This is a genomic window from Flavobacterium sp. WG21 (assembly GCF_000335775.1).
In the GTDB taxonomy this organism is placed as follows: domain Bacteria; phylum Bacteroidota; class Bacteroidia; order Flavobacteriales; family Flavobacteriaceae; genus Flavobacterium; species Flavobacterium tructae.
The window spans coordinates 40,551-58,592 of record NZ_AMYW01000009.1 but is presented as its reverse complement, the minus strand read 5'-3'; the positions used below and the strand labels follow the sequence as shown (position 1 = coordinate 58,592).

General features: G+C 35.2%; 15 protein-coding genes. 13 read left to right on the top strand and 2 right to left on the bottom strand.

All coding sequences use genetic code 11. The annotated features are described in order from the left end of the window. Nucleotides 1-891 precede the first annotated feature (891 nt). Together C245_RS0109255 and C245_RS22825 are read right to left on the bottom strand one after the other, a co-directional pair. Nucleotides 892-1,578, bottom strand: coding sequence for a response regulator (locus tag C245_RS0109255; RefSeq protein ID WP_017496313.1), 687 nt, complete (start codon nt 1,576-1,578; stop codon nt 892-894). Further along, a complete protein-coding gene (locus C245_RS22825; RefSeq protein WP_017496312.1) occupies nt 1,575-2,675 on the bottom strand; it encodes a sensor histidine kinase in 1,101 nt (366 codons plus the stop codon). Before C245_RS22825 ends, C245_RS0109255 begins: the two co-directional genes overlap by 4 nt. Nucleotides 2,676-2,895: 220 nt before the next feature. Here C245_RS22825 and C245_RS0109245 point away from each other — a divergent pair, with 220 nt between their 5' ends. The 13 genes from C245_RS0109245 to C245_RS0109185 all read left to right on the top strand — a co-directional run bounded on the left by C245_RS0109245 (nt 2,896) and on the right by C245_RS0109185 (nt 17,891). Then, the gene (locus C245_RS0109245; RefSeq protein WP_017496311.1) at nt 2,896-3,552 is read left to right on the top strand and encodes a DUF2490 domain-containing protein; all 657 of its coding nucleotides are present in this window, start codon (nt 2,896-2,898) and stop codon (nt 3,550-3,552) included. Nucleotides 3,553-3,569: 17 nt separating this feature from the next. Next, the gene (locus C245_RS0109240) at nt 3,570-4,862 is read left to right on the top strand and encodes a CitMHS family transporter (RefSeq protein ID WP_026109967.1); all 1,293 of its coding nucleotides are present in this window, start codon (nt 3,570-3,572) and stop codon (nt 4,860-4,862) included. A 42-nt stretch (nt 4,863-4,904) separates the two neighbouring features. Then, nucleotides 4,905-6,149, top strand: coding sequence for a cation:dicarboxylate symporter family transporter (locus C245_RS0109235; RefSeq protein ID WP_017496309.1), 1,245 nt, complete (start codon nt 4,905-4,907; stop codon nt 6,147-6,149). A 37-nt stretch (nt 6,150-6,186) separates the two neighbouring features. After that, a complete protein-coding gene (locus C245_RS0109230) occupies nt 6,187-6,984 on the top strand; it encodes a TerC family protein (protein WP_017496308.1) in 798 nt (265 codons plus the stop codon). 404 nt (nt 6,985-7,388) lie between these two features. Beyond that, nucleotides 7,389-7,967, top strand: coding sequence for an RNA polymerase sigma factor (locus tag C245_RS0109225; RefSeq protein WP_017496307.1), 579 nt, complete (start codon nt 7,389-7,391; stop codon nt 7,965-7,967). A 390-nt stretch (nt 7,968-8,357) separates the two neighbouring features. Then, nucleotides 8,358-9,206, top strand: a complete 849-nt coding sequence (locus C245_RS0109220) for a FecR family protein (protein WP_017496306.1) — start codon at nt 8,358-8,360, stop codon at nt 9,204-9,206. Between the two features lie 155 nt (nt 9,207-9,361). Further along, complete coding sequence (locus C245_RS23650; RefSeq protein ID WP_017496305.1) at nt 9,362-9,730, top strand: STN domain-containing protein; 369 nt, start codon at nt 9,362-9,364, stop codon at nt 9,728-9,730. A gap of 41 nt (nt 9,731-9,771) precedes the next feature. Then, complete coding sequence (locus tag C245_RS22820; RefSeq protein ID WP_017496304.1) at nt 9,772-12,600, top strand: TonB-dependent receptor domain-containing protein; 2,829 nt, start codon at nt 9,772-9,774, stop codon at nt 12,598-12,600. A 525-nt stretch (nt 12,601-13,125) separates the two neighbouring features. Next, nucleotides 13,126-14,424 (top strand): hypothetical protein, encoded by a 1,299-nt coding sequence (locus tag C245_RS0109205; protein ID WP_017496302.1) that lies wholly within the window; start codon nt 13,126-13,128, stop codon nt 14,422-14,424. A 71-nt stretch (nt 14,425-14,495) separates the two neighbouring features. Beyond that, complete coding sequence (locus C245_RS0109200) at nt 14,496-15,350, top strand: T9SS type A sorting domain-containing protein (protein ID WP_017496301.1); 855 nt, start codon at nt 14,496-14,498, stop codon at nt 15,348-15,350. A gap of 40 nt (nt 15,351-15,390) precedes the next feature. Beyond that, nucleotides 15,391-16,179: a hypothetical protein gene (locus C245_RS0109195; RefSeq protein ID WP_157495805.1), complete on the top strand. Its 789-nt coding sequence runs from the start codon at nt 15,391-15,393 to the stop codon at nt 16,177-16,179. 56 nt (nt 16,180-16,235) lie between these two features. Beyond that, a complete protein-coding gene (locus C245_RS0109190; protein ID WP_017496299.1) occupies nt 16,236-17,591 on the top strand; it encodes a S41 family peptidase in 1,356 nt (451 codons plus the stop codon). Between the two features lie 57 nt (nt 17,592-17,648). After that, a complete protein-coding gene (locus C245_RS0109185; protein WP_232424344.1) occupies nt 17,649-17,891 on the top strand; it encodes a hypothetical protein in 243 nt (80 codons plus the stop codon). The last annotated feature ends 151 nt before the right edge of the window (nt 17,892-18,042 follow it).

Below are 18,042 nucleotides of genomic sequence, written 5' to 3'. Positions count from 1 at the left end.
GCTCGGGTAGTTGAAGGGATGTTAACCTGTCACTGGTAAGATATACACCGTAGGAAGGTATATTGTTCCCGTCAAGTTGATGTAATGCTTCCTGAGCGATTTCGATATCATGTCCTAAACTTAATACGGGGAATGCTCCGGCTTGAAATAATTGAGACATTAGGTTGACGTCTGGCTTTTCAAAAGGCGTTAATCCTATAATAGTAGAATTTTTCATAGGTTGATAAGATTGAAATGAGATTTGGAAATGGTGTAACTTCAATAATGACCTTTGTGGTACTATAGTAGTTATCGTGGTATAGTGGAATAAAAGTAATAAATTTCTTCTAAATTATAAGTATTGAAATTTATTTTATAATGATTTTTTTACAAAAACTTTAAATACTGGATTATTTTTAGCTTGTTTGTAAAAAAAAACTTCTTTTTTTATGGTTTTTATATTTTTTCTAAATTCGTTCGTACTGTTATCTAATGTATTTGTTTCATTTTTGAATAAGTACGATGAGAATTTTACTTCTAAAATAGTGCTCAGTGTTTCAGTTAGAGCGAATTAAAACTTAAATGTACCTCTTAGTATTTATAAAAATCTACGGTATTTTGCAGGAAAAATTACGGTTATTTGCATGAAAAATCTGATCACCTGTGTTAGGTGACCTCTAAAACTAACGAAGAAAATTATTGCTGTTGGTATTGATTTGGGATGGAATGAAGTAAAGAAAGCTTTCTCTTTTGATTGAAAAATAAAGAGATCAATCTCGCTGTAAAGAAGTTTAGAGCCCTGGCTTTTAGAAGTTTATTTTACCGGTTTTCTATTTTTATGAAATTGTAGAGGGAGCAGAATTAACCATATGTTGTAAAATATAGGGAAATTATAATATTCTGATGCAGTAATTAAATTTCTTTAAGATTGTCTTTATAAGTACGGCCTATTGGCAACTCTCTGCCATCTCTGAGCTGTACCATGCGTGAATTGAATGATTTTACGTGGCTTTTTAAAACCAAATACGACTTATGTATTCTGATAAAACCCAGGTGACGGTGCATTTCTTCAAACTTTGCCATGCGTTCCAATACCATGTGGTTTTTGTAACGGGATACAATTTTAAGGTATTCGCCAAAGCCTTCTATCCAATAAATATCATCCAGCTTTACCTTATTTACAATATAGTCTGACTTAAACATAATATAGTCCTCGGCAATATCTTTAGACTTTATAAAATGGTGGTATTCTTTGGCTTTTGTAATGGCTTTTTCGAAACGTTCAATACTTATAGGTTTTATAAGATAATCTACTACATCAAGTTCAAATGCTTTGGCAGCATGTTGTTCTTCGGCGGTTATAAAAATGCAGAGTGGCTTGTTGGGTGTATTTTGCAGCAACTCTATGCCGTTGATGTCGGGCATATTAATGTCGAGGATAAGTAAGTCAACTTCATTTTGCTGCAAAAAATTGGTGGCTTCCTGTGGATTGCTAAAGGTAGCGAGCAGGTTGACACCATCAGTATTGGCACAGTAGTTTCTTATTAGCTCCAGCGCAAGGTATTCGTCATCTACGCCCACAGCCTGCAATTGTTTCATAATTTAATTTTGAGAGTAGAAAAGTACGTCTTATTTAATAATTCGTCAAACAATTGATAATTTTCTGCATATTTCATGGTGAGGATTTTTTTCAGTGCAACGAGCCCCATTCCGTTATATCCGTTATGGTTATTAAAGTGAATCTTTTCCGGTACAGAATTTTCTATCCTGAATACGAAGGTATCATCAACCTTATCAAAGTTCACCTTAATATAGGCTTCTCTATCCGCTCCAATACCGGAGTGTTTTAGTGCATTTTCAAAAAGTGTAAAATATATAGAAGGAGGAACCTCTACCTGTTCCTGTACTTCGCTATCATTTAGTTCAAATACGATGTTCAGCGTATTGTTGTACTTAAGTTGATACAAACCTGCAAGAGCTTTCATCATTTCGAACTCTTTGTGTATCGCAATAGTTTTTTTATCGGTTTCGTATATAACATATTGCAACAGCTGGCTTAGCTGTAGTATCGCTTCGGTTGTATTGCCATGCTGGTTGTAACTGCCCGCGTAAATGTTGTTAAGGGTATTGAGTAAAAAGTGAGGATTTATCTTTGACTTCATGAGGTTGAGGTCGGTCTCATTTTTTTTCACCTCAAGGTCGAGATAGTCATATTCGATTAAGAATTTATGTCTTGATATTCCTAAAAAAGAAGCAACTAAAATTACGATACTCTGTGAACTGTATACGCTGATCAAAAACAATGTCTGGTCTTGTACTGCATCGCTCTCCTGAGAAAATTCAGGTTCAACAAGCAGTCTTAACAACGTTGTTGATATAAATAATATCAGTGCATATAGCAGGTATTCAGGATACTTATTGGTTTGGTAATAGGCGGGAACTAAATAGGAATAACAAACGAAATATAATACCGTATTAACAGCCATAATAAAAAGTATTCTATACAACGCAAAAGGCATTTCCGTAAAATAAAGTGTCGAAATTACCAGAAAAGAGGTGTATATCACAAAAAACAGGATGTGTTGAAACCTGATAAGGTTTGTCCATTGCTTCTTCATGAGACTGCCTATAATCTTTTGTTCAAACAGTAATCGGAAAGCTACAAGGAGGATAATGATGTTTGTTAGTAAAACCATACTTTTTTGTGTTAAAAATTATTCACCCTTTAAAATTATATCATTAAAAATACAAATATCATTATTTTAAAACAGGCACTTTGCGTTGTTTGTTTATTAAATGAGTCGTTCGTTGAAAATTACTTTTTTGAAAAAATCAATCGTATACTTTTACCTCAGACAAATAAATTAACGATTTATCAAAATGTATAGAAAATATATATCAATCCTGTTTTTTTTAATGATTTTTTCTACGAAAGCAGTAGCGCAACAAGATAATTTTAACATGTGGCTGCAATATACAATGTCCGCAAAATTAAGCGAAAAGTACAGCTTTACGGCACTTTCTCAATATCGGGCATACGATTTAGTAATGGATTCACGTCTTTTTTTAGTTTCTACCTACCTGGAAAGAAAGTTAGATCATGATCTTTATCCGGCTGTGGGGTATATGTTTTTGGTACTTCAGCCCTATACCAGCGACACCGATAAAAAGCTGCGGTATGAAAACAGGCCGTTTCAGCAGTTAACAATCAAAAATAAAATTGGCCGTACTACCTTATTACACCGTTATCGTGTTGAAGAACGTTTCTTAACCAACCCGGATGATTTTGTAGTAAGATTGCGTTATCTCCTATCGTTAAAAATTCCATTGGGTAAAGAAGGAGGGAAGAATTTATTATACGGTATTCTGAAAAATGAAATCAGGATGAATGTAGTAAAGACGGAACAATTTGACAGCAACAGGATCACTGCCGGATTAGGGATTAATGTGGGTAAACAATCAGCCATAGAACTTTCATTTGTCAATCAGGTTAGTCCGGACGATACCAGTAATTATGTGTTGGCGGGCTATAGAAACTCATTTGACTGGTCGTCAAAAACAGAAAATAATTAAACTTAAAATATACCGTCATGCTTACAATTTTAGGATTTTCAATGATCATTGTATTTATGTACCTGATCATGACCAAACGTTTGTTTCCGTTAACAGCGCTCATACTTATCCCTATACTTTTTGCCATTTTTGGTGGCTTTACAGCCGATCTTGGTTCTATAATCATGGAAGGTGTAAAAAATATTGCTCCCACCGGCATCATGCTCATTTTTGGTATACTGTTTTTCAGTATCATGATTGATGCAGGATTATTTGATCCGCTGGTAAACCTGATATTAAAGTTTGTAAAAGGCGACCCGGTTAAAATAGCTTTAGGAACTGCCTTTTTAACGGTACTGGTTTCGCTTGATGGCGATGGTGCGACTACCTATATGATCGTTGTAGCCGCAATGTTACCCTTATATAAAAAGCTGGGTATGAATCCGCTTGTACTCTCGTGCATTATCATGCTTGGCGGCGGGGTAATGAACATACTGCCTTGGGGAGGGCCTACGGCACGTGCAATGACAACGCTTAAAATGGATGCATCAGAACTGTTTATGCCTATGATACCAGTCATGGCAGGTGGTGTACTATGGGTAATATTTGCAGCATTCTGGCTTGGTCTCCGTGAAAAAAAGAGGATTGCCCGTGAAGGAGATATGAACAAGCATCTGATAAACGAGGAAGAAACTGTAATAGAGCGCGAGCTCAAAAGACCTGGTCTGATATGGTTTAATCTGCTGCTTACCATACTGCTGTTGGCTTCAATGATGTTTGATGTATTGCCGCTGGCTGTTTCCTTTATGATTGCATTTTGTATTGCACTGATCATCAATTATCCAAAAGTCGATGAACAGCAAAAAGTACTAAAATTACATGCAGGCAATGCCCTTTCTGTAGCATCGATGATATTTGCAGCAGGTATTTTTACTGGCATACTTTCCGGAACGGGAATGATGGATGCTATGGCAGCTTCGATGATATCGGTGGTACCGGATACCTGGGGAAATGCTTTTCCTGTGCTAACAGCGGTAAGCAGTGCACCGTTGACCTTCTTTTTGAGTAACGATGCTTACTATTTTGGGATACTCCCACTGATTACCGAAACGGGGTTACATTTGGGGGCTACAAAATTAGAAATAGGATCGGCATCACTTATAGGTCAGGGAGTCCATTTGTTAAGTCCGCTGGTACCTTCTACTTATCTTTTAGTAGGATTGGCCGGAGTTGAGTTTTCTGATCACGTAAAATTTACTATAAAATGGGCTTTGGGTTCATCACTTGCCATGCTCATTGCAGCATTGCTTATCGGGTTAATAACTTTTTAAAACTACCTTTGTATAGCAACTTAATGAGTAAGGTTTAAAAAGATGAATACCACACCACAATATCCGGAAAGCAGCAGAATACCACAAAAGTATTTGAAAAATCTAGCAGCTTATGTTACTATAGCATTGCTGTTGGGAATTGCTGTAGGACACTATTATCCTGAAAAGGGTATTCAATTGGATTTTTTAGGCAGTGGATTTTTATATCTTATTGAACCCCTTATACAGCCCATCATATTTTTAACGATCATTATAGGGGTAAGCAGTATTGGCAATCTTAAAAAAGTGGGTCGTGTAGGGCTTAAGGCATTCGTTTATTTTGAAATAATAACGACTATTGCCATGATCATGGGGATAATGGCAGCGTTGTTTATAGAGCCCGGTAAGATCGAAAAAAGACTCATAGATGTAACTCTGCCCAAACATTTTACAGCTACCGAATCACTTGATAGCGGTTGGTTTAATTTTATAGTGCTTAACCGTCCCTTGGTATTGCTGCTGTTGGCTGTTGTAACAGGTGTTTTGCTTAGCCTTTCGCCGGGCAGGGCAAAGTATGTAGGGATCTTGCAAAAAATTATGACCTTTTTGTATAGCGTACTCCTGTATTTGTTTTTACTTATACCAGTTGCAGCTTTTGGCGGAATGGCTTATGCAGTATCGCGATTTGGTATACATAGTCTTTTGCCTTTGGGAAAACTGCTGGCTACGACTTACATCACAATGGCATCTTTTGTATTTATAGTATTGGGGCTTTTGCTGCGTTATTACAACATCAGCCTTTGGAAGTTTCTCAACTATATTAAAGAAGAACTGCTTATTGTTTTTAGTACATCATCATCGAGAACAGTGTTTCCTTTGATTGTTGCAAAGCTGGAACAGGCGGGGTGTGGTAAAGCTGTCGTAGGCCTTTCAATACCGCTGGGTTATTCTTTTAACCTTGCAGGCGCATCTATATTTTTGCCTATATGTACGTTGTTTGTTGCTCAGTTGTTTAACATTCCGCTTACGTTTCGTGATATCATCACTATAGGGTTGGTTATCATGGTGACCTCAAAAGTAGCATCGGGAATACCGGGATCTGGTTTTGTAGCGCTAACCATAACGTTTACAACACTCAATAAATTTCCTTTAGAAGGCTTGGCATTGCTTTTCAGTATTGATAAGTTTATGAACGAAGCCCGTACTATAACTAATTTTATAGGCAATGGGGCAGCCGTTATACTCCTTTCGAAATATGAAAATGACTTTGAACCCAATCCAGAAATAGACCTTTCCATAACAAAATAAATAAGCCATTAAGGCACCATACTTTAAAATAATAAATATGACTGATTTGATTACTACTTTTAATAGCCTTTGGCAAGATATTATTGCGCATCCGGGTACATCACTGGCAATTATTGGAAACCTTATTCTCATTGAGAGTCTACTCTCTGTAGACAATGCAGCTGTACTGGCTACAATGGTAATGGATTTACCGGAAAACCAGCGTGAGCGTGCGCTTAAATACGGTATTTGGGGCGCTTATATTTTTAGGGGTATTGCAATGGTATTTGCTTCGGCACTTATTGCTATTTGGTGGCTTAAACCTATCGGCGGACTTTATTTGCTCTATCTCGTATATTCTTGGTACAAAGACAAGCAGAAAGAAGGCAGTGAAGAGGAAAAAGTAAATAAGGAGGGGAACTGGTTGTATCGTCTTACAGTGAATACGATAGGTCATTTTTGGGCTACAGTTTGCCTTGTGGAGCTTATGGATATGGCTTTTTCAATAGATAATGTATTTGCAGCGGTAGCCTTTACACCAAATATCATATTGGTATGTATTGGAGTATTTATAGGGATACTGGCAATGCGTTTTATAGCACAGAGGTTTGTGAATCTTCTAGAAAAATATAAGTTTTTAGAAACCGCAGCTTTTGTAGTAATTGCTATTTTAGGGATCAAGCTGGCGTTGTCTTTATACGAACATTTTTATCCCGAAACAGCATTCAGTAAATTCTTGGGAAGTCATGCTGCAGATATTGGGATCTCGGCCCTTACCGTTGCCATATTTTTTGTGCCCATACTGACCAGTACCTTTTTTGATTTTCCAAAGAAAACTAAATCTGTTGTGAGATAAATTTCATTATAAAGTATAACAGATAAAGTCTATCATTACGCCGCAAAGTTACTCTTTGCGGCGTAATGACGACTAAAATTACATAGACTGCAAAACTTTCTTCAATTGCAGACAAAGCAGGATCAACATTACACTTCCAGGTCCATAATTCGGTAGAAACTATTTATTGAATTACCCTCCAGCGCCTAATAATTTAAATAAAAGCAAAGAATTCCGGTTTTATATTTTCATCAGTATTTCATTTCGAAATAATTAAATGCAGATTTATAACTAACCTAAAGCAGCGACGTCATGTTGTGAATGTCACAATATTAACAAATTATTAAATGACAGAATTCAAAAATTAACAATTGAGGTTTATCATACATTTGTAAGGGTCTTCTTTAACAGTTGAAATTTTTATTATGAGTTCTAATTTAATTATAAGGTTACGTGCTGGTGATGATTCATGCTTTAAAGAAATATATGATTTATACCATTTTAAAGTATTTTGTTTTGTTAAAAAATACACCTCACAATTAGCAGATTCAGAAGATGTAACACAGAATGTTTTTATTCATCTTTGGAAATATCGTACCAAATTAGATCCTCAGGTAAGTCTTGAAGCTGTTCTGTTTAAGAGTTCTAAGCAGGAAATTTCCAGATGGTATAAAAAGCAAAACCGAATCTTTTCGGTTGAAGATAATGCACTGATTCTGGAATTGGATAGTAAAACACAGTCTGAAGAAGAAGTGAGTTTACAGATGGAAAGAATTGAATACCTATTGGATAAAATCCCTGCTAAAAGAAGAAAAATATTCAGCCTGCACAAGTTTGAAGACCGCAGTTACAAGGAGATAGCCGAAGAAATGGAGATGTCTCCGGGGGCTGTTGCCAATCAAATTTCTAAAACCTTACAATTTCTTAAGAAAAACTCTGTACATAATCATGAACTCTATTGGTTTGCTTTATTCTTTGTATATCAGACAGAATTAGTATTGTAGATACATTCAGAAGATAAAACTCGTTGGGTGTAATTGATAAAAAAATTACTTAGCACACAGAGACATTGGCTTAATGCTCATAAAAGGGTACAAAAAGAAACATGTTTCCTATATAGTAGTCTTTGTGTGTTTACAATAAGAGAAACGCCTTTTGTGAGAGCGTTAAATTATTGCTTCTATGGGTTTAAAAATAATTGCCCCCAGTGGGTTATGTAAACCTTTTTTAGGTATTTGCGGATTGATTTTGTTCTAAACTCTTGTTGTTAAATCTTTATTCAGATTAAGAAAACGTTAATAGTAATATTGCACCGTGATATTTGCCGAAGTGAGAATCTAATGTAGTTGAATTGATAGCTGTACGTAAATTTCAAATATTAAATGTTAACTCGAATGAAATCCAAAAGAATGAAAGAAGAATGGAATGTGATCCCCAACCGTGGTATACTTCCTGACAATATTGAGGCAAGAATGTGGAACAATATACGCAGGGTTACGATTGATAAATATAAAAGACTGTATAACTGGATGGCTGTGGCCTGTGCCGTATTTGTAATTTCAATTGGAAGCTATCATTTTTTCGATTTACATAAAAAAACAGATATTGAAATTACTTCAACAAGTACATTTAAAAATGATATCCGACTTATAAGTTTGCCTGACGGAACAAGGGTATGGCTGAATCAAAACTCTCAAATTGAATACCCGGTACGCTTTTCAGATAACGAAAGAAATGTGAGCTTAAAAGGAGAAGCTTTTTTTGAGGTAAAACGGGATCCTTCAAGACCATTTGTAATTACTTCAGGAGTTATAAAAACAACCGTTTTAGGAACTTCATTCAACATTAAAGCCTACAATGAAAAACAGCCTGAGGTAAATGTCAGAACCGGAAAAGTAAAAGTTGAAGGTGAAACAAATACGGTATTGTTGCTAAGAGGAGATAAAGCAGTCTATACTGTGGTATCTTCTACTGTAAAAAAAGAAAAGACAGACATGCTGGAACCTGAATGGAAAAAAGCATTACTGTATGTTGACGGATTGACTCTGGAGCAGGTTTTAAATAAATTAAAAGAAGAAAATGATTTTAAGGTAAATTATTTAGAAGAGGATTTAAAAAACCTCACCATTCAGGGTACACTCGACAGCAGGCAGGGGATTTACGAAATGCTGCAGACTGTTGCATTTGCCTTAGAAATAAAAATCAGACCTACCGGTAATAATACCTATTTGATCAGCAGGTAAAAAAGAATACACCATTTTAATGCGATTTTTTGCAGCCTATAACTTTTGAAAAATAAGGTTTATAAGCAGCCGGGGATTTTTATGCCCAAACTTGAAAGATTTAACACGTACATCATATTCAAAAACAAATTCTAATAAACTAATAATTATCAATTATGAACAATGATTTTTCCAGGCAGTTTTCTTTTGTCTTATGGATTTTATTTTTTGGAGTTTTTCTCGGAACAAATACTATTTATTCGCAAACCGGAACTGTATCAGTTGATTTTAAAAATTCTTCGCCTCAAAAAATTATCGAGAATTTAAAATCACGCACACCTTACCAATTTATTTATCAAAAGGATTTAGATCTTAGTCTGCCTCTTATAACGCTAAAAAAAGACAACGTTTCCATTGATGAAATTTTAAGTGATTTGCAAAAAATGACCAACTTAAATTTTAGAAGAAACGAAAATAATATAGCCGTAAATAGTAAGGATGCGGACAAAAAAAAAAGAAAGGAAAAATTACAGGTAAAGTTGTAGATACCAATGGACTTTCACTTCCGGGAGTTAACATAAAAGTAGTGGAGTTAAATTACGGAGTACAGTCTGATATCGATGGTAATTATATTTTAGAATTAGAACCTGGAGAATATACGATTGAAATCAGCGCTATCTCTTTTCAAACACAGAAAATTACAGGTGTAAAAATAACGGAAGGAGGAGAAACACCTTTGGTTGTTTCCTTAAAAGAAGCCGCTCAGTCACTCAAAGAAGTTGTAATTGTGCAAAATTACAAACAGGCAACAGCTTCAATTCAGGGATTACTGTTACAGCAAAAAAAAGCAGCACAGTTCTCTGATGGTATTTCTGCAGAACAAATTGCGAGAACACCGGACAGAGATGTTGCAAGTTCACTAAAACGGATTACGGGTGTAACCACCATCGATAATAAATATGTTGTAGTTCGTTCTATGGGAGAAAGATGGAATCAGGCCGTTATGGACGGAATTACACTTCCCAGCACCGATGCCTATCAGCAAAACTTTTCTTTTGATATTATTCCAACCTCCATGGTGGAAAGTATTGTAGTCAGCAAATCAGCAACCCCGGACATGTATGCCAATTTTGCGGGTGGTTATGTAGAAATTAAAACAAAAGATATTCCTAAAGAAAATTTTAATAGTTTCTCGATCAGTACTTCATACAACAGCAGAAGTACTTTTAAAGAAAGGCTTACGAAGCAGGAAGGTGCTTATGATTATTTAGGTTTTGATGATGGCAGAAGAGATTATCCAACGAATTTGACAGCCTTACCAATACCAACAAATGAAGCTGATTCCGGGCTTTTTATAGAACAGTCTAAGAGGTTTACAGCAGACAATTTTACGACTTATAAAACTTATGCTGCACCGGGAACAACACTTCAATACGCGATGGGAAGAGCGTATAAATTAAAAGATAATAACAAGTGGGGTTTTGTAGGATCGCTATTTTTTAAAAATACTCAGGATAAACTGGATATTGAGCATACACAAAGAGCAAGTAATGCCGATAATTCACTTTTTGTTCCGGAGACGGATAAAGCATTGTATTCAACATTTACCAAATACGGATTCAGAAATTCAGGAGCCAACTATACGTTTAATTCAACTTTGGCAGGAATGTTTAATGCGGGAATTCAGTTTGATAATCATAAAATAACGGCACGTAATACAGTGATGCACATTTACAACAATCAGCTTACTCAGGTAACAGGATGGAGTGACAGTGATGCTATATCTGAAATTATGAATGGATCGATACTTCCTTCTACTTCAGAAACAGATTATCCTGTTTATCAGACCTTGCTGCAAAGTAAAATAGAAGGGAGTCATAAGTTTGGTAAGCTGGATGTCAATTGGTTCGGAGCTTACAATACCGTTTCAAAAGATACTAAAGACGCTACTTTTTTGGATACCTACAGAAAAAAAGTGGGTGATGACACTTTGCTTTATCACTATGTATACAACTCAGAAACAAGATTTCCTTTCAGCAGAAGTAACTTTACAAATGATGAAACAGATTATAATTTCGCTATAAATTTTAAGTACTCTTTTGACTTTAGCGATACGTACACCAATGATATAAAAGCGGGATATTTTGGGACCTATAAAAAAGCTACCAACCAGCAGGAATCGGCAAAGGTTGTGGTAATTGGTACAGGTGCAGATAAAGCGGAAATTTACGAACCTCTTTCCAAATTTTTAGACGGTTCAAGATATCATTATGGAGGTTTTGGATGGCAGGATTATGGAGTATACGGTAACAGATACGTAGGTGATGTAAAAGTACATTCGCCCTTTTTAATGCTCGACGATAAAATTGGACGTTATGTAAGATTAGTGTGGGGAGTAAGAGCAGAAAGCTATTTGTATACCGAAATTGAAAGCCAGTCTGAAGCTGCCGGAGATTTTGGAAAAGATCAAAAAGACGATAAGTTGTGGCAGTTTCTGCCATCGGCAAGTTTGGTTGTAAGTCCTACCAATAAACTGAATATTAGGTTGGGATATAATAAATCAGTTTTGCGTCCTCAATTTGCAGAACGTTTGAGTATTCCTTATTACGATCCTATTCAGTCTGCTAAAATTTATAATTATTCAGGCGGAATGATTTCCAGTGTTTCCAACAATTATGATTTGAAATTAGAATGGTTTCCATCGGGGGGTGAAATTTTATCTTTTGGTGTATACCATAAAAATATAGACGATCCTATGGAATCAGTGGGAAGTTTAAATCCATCAAGAATCAGAAATATTTACAACCTTAATTCAGCCAATGCTAAACTTTGGGGAGTCGAAGTAGAGTTGTATAAAAGTCTTTCTTTTTTAGGGGAAGGAGAAGCCCTTAAAGATATTTTTATCTCCGGGAATGCTTCTATTAACAGAACTAAAGTAACCTCTTATGTCGCCATTGATGGAACAGGAGGACTGTATGAAGCAAACAGACCGCTTTACGGACAGTCGCCCTATACTTATAATTTAGGATTAGACTACGTGGGAGATCGTTTAGGATTTAGTGTGAGACATAATGCTATAGGAGATCAGTACATATTAGTAGGATTTGATTATCAGTCTGAAGAAATCAGAATGCCTTATTCCATTACGGATGCGCAGATTAGTTATAAGTTTTTTAAAGAAAAAAATCTCGAATTCAAATGCAGTATGAAAAACTTGTTTGATGCAGCAATTAAAACCTACGATAATTCAAACAGTTATTCACATATTGAAAATGTGCCGGTAGGGTCAAATCCACGAGACCGATACAGCTTAGGGGCAAACGCCACAAATAAATACGACGAAGATATTGACAAAGTATTGTTTAAAGCTAAAAGCGGCAGAACGATAAGTGTTTCCTTGAGTTATTCATTTTAAACACAAAATTTATTAAGAAGCTTTATCGGAAGGAGTAAAGGATTACTTCGCACGAAATAAATTGGGAGAGAGACTTTTATTTGTCTGAGAAAAAGAGTGGTTTAAGTCAGAAAGATCCTCGACATTAAGAAACCGTTAACAATAAAAATAGTGGTGATATTTTGTTCTTGCGAAGTCTAATATAGTTGTAGTAAGATTAATTTTTTAATTCTTCACTAGTATTAATCAAGGTCTATTGTTTTTTTTTGCAGTCCCTGTATGGTCTTTTAAATACTTACAGCGTTATAAAAAGACCTGCAGTGATTGCATCAAAAGATCAGGAAGAATGGAAAGCAATCCTTTCATTGCGTTGGAAATCCTAAGAATGAAAGATGGAGTTTAGGTATAAACCTCCGATGGTAAAGCGGAAAAAGTTTATCAAAAAGATCTTTGCCAAAAACGAGAAAGACCTAAGGAAAGATATTTTGCTGCTCTCTCCAAAGGCCTAGTTTGATTAGCAGCAAATATAGCAATAATTAAATTATTATGAAAAATTTTTTTCTATTTGCAATGGTAGCTCTACTTTTGGGCTCTTGCCAAAATGATGATTCTACTGCAGATTCTTCTTTTTCAATGAAAGCTTCAGGTGCTGATTATGCTCATCCACCTACAGTACAAACAGTAAGCGGTGCTATTACCTCTAATACAACATGGACAAACGACAGAGTTTGGGAAATCGATGGTGTTATTACAGTAAAAAATGGCGCAAAATTGACTATTCAGGCAGGAACTTTTATTAAAGCAAAACCTTTGGCACCTGGAGTTGCTACAGGAGTTTTGGTAATTACTAAAACGGGACAAATTGATGCACAGGGAACTGCAGAATCTCCAATTGTTTTTACAAGTTATAACTTATTAGATGACAATGCTAATACTTCAGCTCTTCCGGGAGATTTTGGAGGAGTTGTTATTTTAGGAGATGCAGAGGTAAATACAGGTTCTGTAACTAACATTGTTGAAGGATTAGACGATCAGTCTAATTTCACTGAATTTTATTATGGAGGTTCAAACAACAACCACAATGCGGGAATCTTAAGCTATGTACGTATTGAATTTGCAGGACGTATTTTAGATACAGATGTTGAAATTAACGGTTTAACATTGGCTGGTGTTGGAAGCGGAACTACTGTTAACCACATTCAGGTATCTTATGGTAAAGATGATTCATTTGAATTTTTTGGAGGTAAGGTAAACGCTACTCATTTAGTTTCTTTTGCTGCAGATGATGACAACTTCGATTTCGATTTTGGTTACACAGGAAGCATCACAAAAGCTATCGCACTTGCAGACAGTAATTCAACTCACAGTTTAAGTGGAGGAAATCCTGATTCTAATGGTATTGAATTAGACAACAACGCTACCGGAACACTTACGACCATTATCACACGTCCGGTTATTTCTCAATTGTCTATTATTGGTGTAAGCTCTTCTACAGTTGCTGATTTGTATGAAAATGCCATTCACGTACGCAGAGCTGGTAACATCAGCCTTACAGATGTAACTGTAACGGGATACAACACAGGAATTAGATGGGATTCACCTTCTGTTCCATCAGGATCTTCTTATTTAAGAGTTTCAATCCACGGATTTGATAATGTTGCTCTTCCGGTAGGAACAACTTTAACAGGTCTTGGTACAACTACTTCTACTGTTGACCCGGCTACAAAATGGAGCTTAAACCAGCCTTTCTTTAATAATGGCGCTCTTAATTTTACAGGAACAACAGGAGCCTTTAAAACAGAATCTAACTGGACTAATAACTGGACGAAGTTTTCTAATTTCTAATTAGAAAAAAACAGCTTACTAATTAAATACCGTATGGGCAGAGAAATCTGCCCATATTTAAAATAAAAAACATGAAAAAAACACTACTTTTTTTTGCTTTTATAATGATTACAACGATATCATCTGCTCAATATACAATCTGGGAAGATGATTTTGATGATTCTAATGTTTCAGACTGGAATTTACTGGACAGAGATGGAAATGGAAGTAACTGGATGGCCAGAAAAAACATTCAGTTGGATGCGAGTACCGGAAGTGTAATTGACGGAACTATTGATGTTCTGGGTACCTACAATATTGATTTTAAAACAGGCGGACCGCTTGAAGGATTAGAAAACAATCTGGCCATCAGTCCGGCTTTGAATATTTCTTTTTACTCCGGAAAAATTAGTTTGACCATAAAAGCACAGCCAAGTATTTACGACAGTAATCAGAATATTGCTATCTATGGTTCTACCTCTGCAGATCCCGCTTCTTTTAAACTTTTGCATACTATTACCCTGGAAAGAAATACTGTTGAAGATGCAGAATTTAAAAATTATACGGTAGATATTTCGCAGTTTGCCGGCAAAGCCGAAGTATATCTCGCATTAGGAAATAATCTTTCAGGCCCTTTTATTGGTTACGAAATAGATAAAATTTCAGTAATGGCAGAAGCTTTATTAGGAACAGCTGATCATACATTAAAATCATCCTTATGTTATTTAAAACAAAATCCTGTTCAGGATAATCTGGAGTTAGAAATAGCAGAAGAGTATAAAAATGAAGAAACAGTTTTAAAAATTTACAATACGAGCGGTGTTTTAATAAAAGAGTCTTCTTATAAGCCTGAAGGTTTATCTGTTAGTGATTTAATGCAGGGCATTTATTTCCTTTCTGCAAACAATAATGGAGCTTCTAAAAAAATAAAATTTATTAAAAAGTAATCTGATTTTCAAATCAAATTATGCAAACAAAAAAACAAACATGATGAATTTATTGCCAAAGTTATTCGTTTTTTTAATTTTAATTACTCTTGTAACATCTTGTTCTACGGATGAAAAACTGCCTTTTTACAGCAATGAAACCAATCAGCCGGGAAGAGTAACCATTAGCGGTTACAGTGCTTTAAATGATTCACTACAGGTAAGGGTTAACGATAAAATTATTGAAATTAGTAAAGACAAAAAAACGGCCTTCGTCAAAAAAATAGAAAAAGAGTATGACTTTGTATATTTCGGCAGTCAGGGAAAGACTATTTCTATATTAAACAAAACCACTAAGGCAGTATTATATACCTATCAGTTTAATTCACAAAAGGTTAAGGATACCATTTCCTTTTTTGCAAAAGATAATTTCTGGATTGATAATGTTTCGCGTATAAAGCCAGGTGTTTTAAGTAAAACGGCTAACAGTGGTTATAAATTTATTTTTCCCAATCAAAATTTGTATTCTAAAAATAGTTACACAGGTAATCTTGACGGAATTATACGCAAAATCAACGGACAGGTTTTAGGAACCGTAGAAAATATAAATAAAGAAAAGTTTAGTTCTTTTATTGAATTTCCATTCAGCTCGCCTCCAACCATTTTGATGGAATTGGTAAAACACGGTACAACAGAATCGTATGTCCCGGGACAAAAAGTAACGGTTATTATGACCATGTCTGTTAATAAATCAAAATTAATTATACTGGAAGAAAAATTAGATGCAAATGGTAATTTTTCGGGTGTAGAAGGAACCTTAAGCCTAACCGATTATTTCGTTTTTAAATAATAATAAATCTTCATTTGCGGGAATATAAAATCATTACTAACAATCAAAATCAATAAATGAAATATTCAACTATTTCTGTTTTATCGTTATTTCTTTTTTTATCTGTTTTTCTATTCTCTTGTTCAGATAATGATTCTCCCGCTCCGGTTTATGAAGCAGGCACAAATGAGTATGTTAATGAGTGGATGTACCAGCAGATGAAGAAATATTATCGCTGGAACAGCACAATGCCGGAAAAAGGCCGTTTAGATCTTTCTCCCAAAGAATACTTTGTAGGTTTACTGCAAAAAGACGATCGCTATTCGTATGCTGTGCATCCTGAACAGCCGGAAACGGCAAAGCAAAGTCTCAGACGTAAATTTGGATTCGAAGTTTCTTTTTTTGAATTTGAATCGAAATTTTATGGCGTAATTCTGTATGTATTAGAAGATTCTCCTGCCAAAAGAAATGGTTTAAAGAGAGGTCAGCTGATCACAAAAATAGAAGGAACAACACTGAGCCAAAATAATTATGGGGCATTATATGCTAAAATGACCGCATCAACACAGCTGAATTTGCAGACCGTTTCTTATACGGTACAATCAGGGTTTTCTAATGTAAAAGAAATTTCTATACTGCAGGGATTTAGCTTTTCGCAGCCCATCAATTATACTATTATTGAAGCTAAAAGCAAAAAAGTTGGTTACGTCGAAATTTCTCATTTTGATGCCGGACAGGCACAGTCGTATCTTCAGACTTTTCAGGAACTTAAAAGTAAATCAATTACAGAACTTGTTGTAGATCTGCGGTACAATGGAGGAGGAGATATCGCAGCTGCAACAGCTTTAAGTATTATTCTGGCTCCTAATATTCAATCCAACACTCTTTTTATAAAATTTGAAGGAAATACGAATGGCGGAAATGTAGACCAATCCTTTAAACAGGCTTTAGAAAGTAATGAATCAAAAATAAGTTTTGATGCTCTTCGAAATGCTCATCCATCCATAAACAGAGTCTATATTTTATGTGGTCAGCACACTGCATCTGCCTCAGAGCTCATTATAAATAATCTAAAACCTTATATGGAAGTTATAACCATTGGTAACAAGACCTTTGGTAAAGATGTAGCCGGTTTTCCGCTTATAGACGATAGAATATCAACAAAAAAGGGTTGGACTTTATATCCGGCTATATATAAATTATTTAATTCCAGACATGAAGGCAATTATTCAAAAGGAATTGATCCGCTCATTTCCTTAGATGAAATTCAGCAGCCGGAAGTTTTTCCTTTAGGAAACAGTTCTGAGGTTTTATTAGCCAAAGCTTTAAATTCTATTAACGGAAATACTGCTAAAAATAGTCTGGCAACAGCGAAGACGTTTCCTTTATCTGCAAACGAAGCAGACGCTGATTTCTTAATGACAATTCACTAATTCAAATACGATTTTTACTTCATTATGCAGGGTATCGATAAAAGAGAACATCGGAGAATGGAAGAGGTTTTTAATAAATATAAAAACAGTTATAGCAATTCTGTAATTAAACCGGAAGAGGATAATATCAAGATCTGTCAGAATATGGAAGAATTGGATGTCTTGTATAGTAGTTTTATGATTCTGCTGACGGAATTGCAAAGATGTGCCAGAAATTACGAACAGAAAAAAATAGTGACCCGAAGCATACTTCATAAAAATCTAAGAAAGTTGAATTCAGAAGCTTGCCGAAACAGATAAAGTAGAAAAATGCAGTAATTCCAATAGAAAGTAAAAGCCATGAGACTTTACACAGCTGGAGTGTTTGTGTATGTGACTCATGGTTTTATCTAAATAAAAAAAATGATATTTCACCTGGTTAGCATGATAAAAACAATACTAAACTCTAACA

Excerpts from the sequence above, each read along its gene's own strand:
- C245_RS0109255 (WP_017496313.1), bottom strand. The coding sequence starts at position 1,578 with ATGAAACAATTGCAGGCTGTGGGCGTAGATGACGAATACCTTGCGCTG.
- C245_RS22825 (WP_017496312.1), bottom strand. The coding sequence starts at position 2,675 with ATGGTTTTACTAACAAACATCATTATCCTCCTTGTAGCTTTCCGATTA.
- C245_RS0109245 (WP_017496311.1), top strand. The coding sequence starts at position 2,896 with ATGATTTTTTCTACGAAAGCAGTAGCGCAACAAGATAATTTTAACATG.
- C245_RS0109240 (WP_026109967.1), top strand. The coding sequence starts at position 3,570 with ATGCTTACAATTTTAGGATTTTCAATGATCATTGTATTTATGTACCTG.
- C245_RS0109235 (WP_017496309.1), top strand. The coding sequence starts at position 4,905 with ATGAATACCACACCACAATATCCGGAAAGCAGCAGAATACCACAAAAG.
- C245_RS0109230 (WP_017496308.1), top strand. The coding sequence starts at position 6,187 with ATGACTGATTTGATTACTACTTTTAATAGCCTTTGGCAAGATATTATT.
- C245_RS0109225 (WP_017496307.1), top strand. The coding sequence starts at position 7,389 with ATGAGTTCTAATTTAATTATAAGGTTACGTGCTGGTGATGATTCATGC.
- C245_RS0109220 (WP_017496306.1), top strand. The coding sequence starts at position 8,358 with ATGAAATCCAAAAGAATGAAAGAAGAATGGAATGTGATCCCCAACCGT.
- C245_RS23650 (WP_017496305.1), top strand. The coding sequence starts at position 9,362 with ATGAACAATGATTTTTCCAGGCAGTTTTCTTTTGTCTTATGGATTTTA.
- C245_RS0109205 (WP_017496302.1), top strand. The coding sequence starts at position 13,126 with ATGAAAAATTTTTTTCTATTTGCAATGGTAGCTCTACTTTTGGGCTCT.
- C245_RS0109200 (WP_017496301.1), top strand. The coding sequence starts at position 14,496 with ATGAAAAAAACACTACTTTTTTTTGCTTTTATAATGATTACAACGATA.
- C245_RS0109195 (WP_157495805.1), top strand. The coding sequence starts at position 15,391 with ATGATGAATTTATTGCCAAAGTTATTCGTTTTTTTAATTTTAATTACT.
- C245_RS0109190 (WP_017496299.1), top strand. The coding sequence starts at position 16,236 with ATGAAATATTCAACTATTTCTGTTTTATCGTTATTTCTTTTTTTATCT.
- C245_RS0109185 (WP_232424344.1), top strand. The coding sequence starts at position 17,649 with ATGGAAGAGGTTTTTAATAAATATAAAAACAGTTATAGCAATTCTGTA.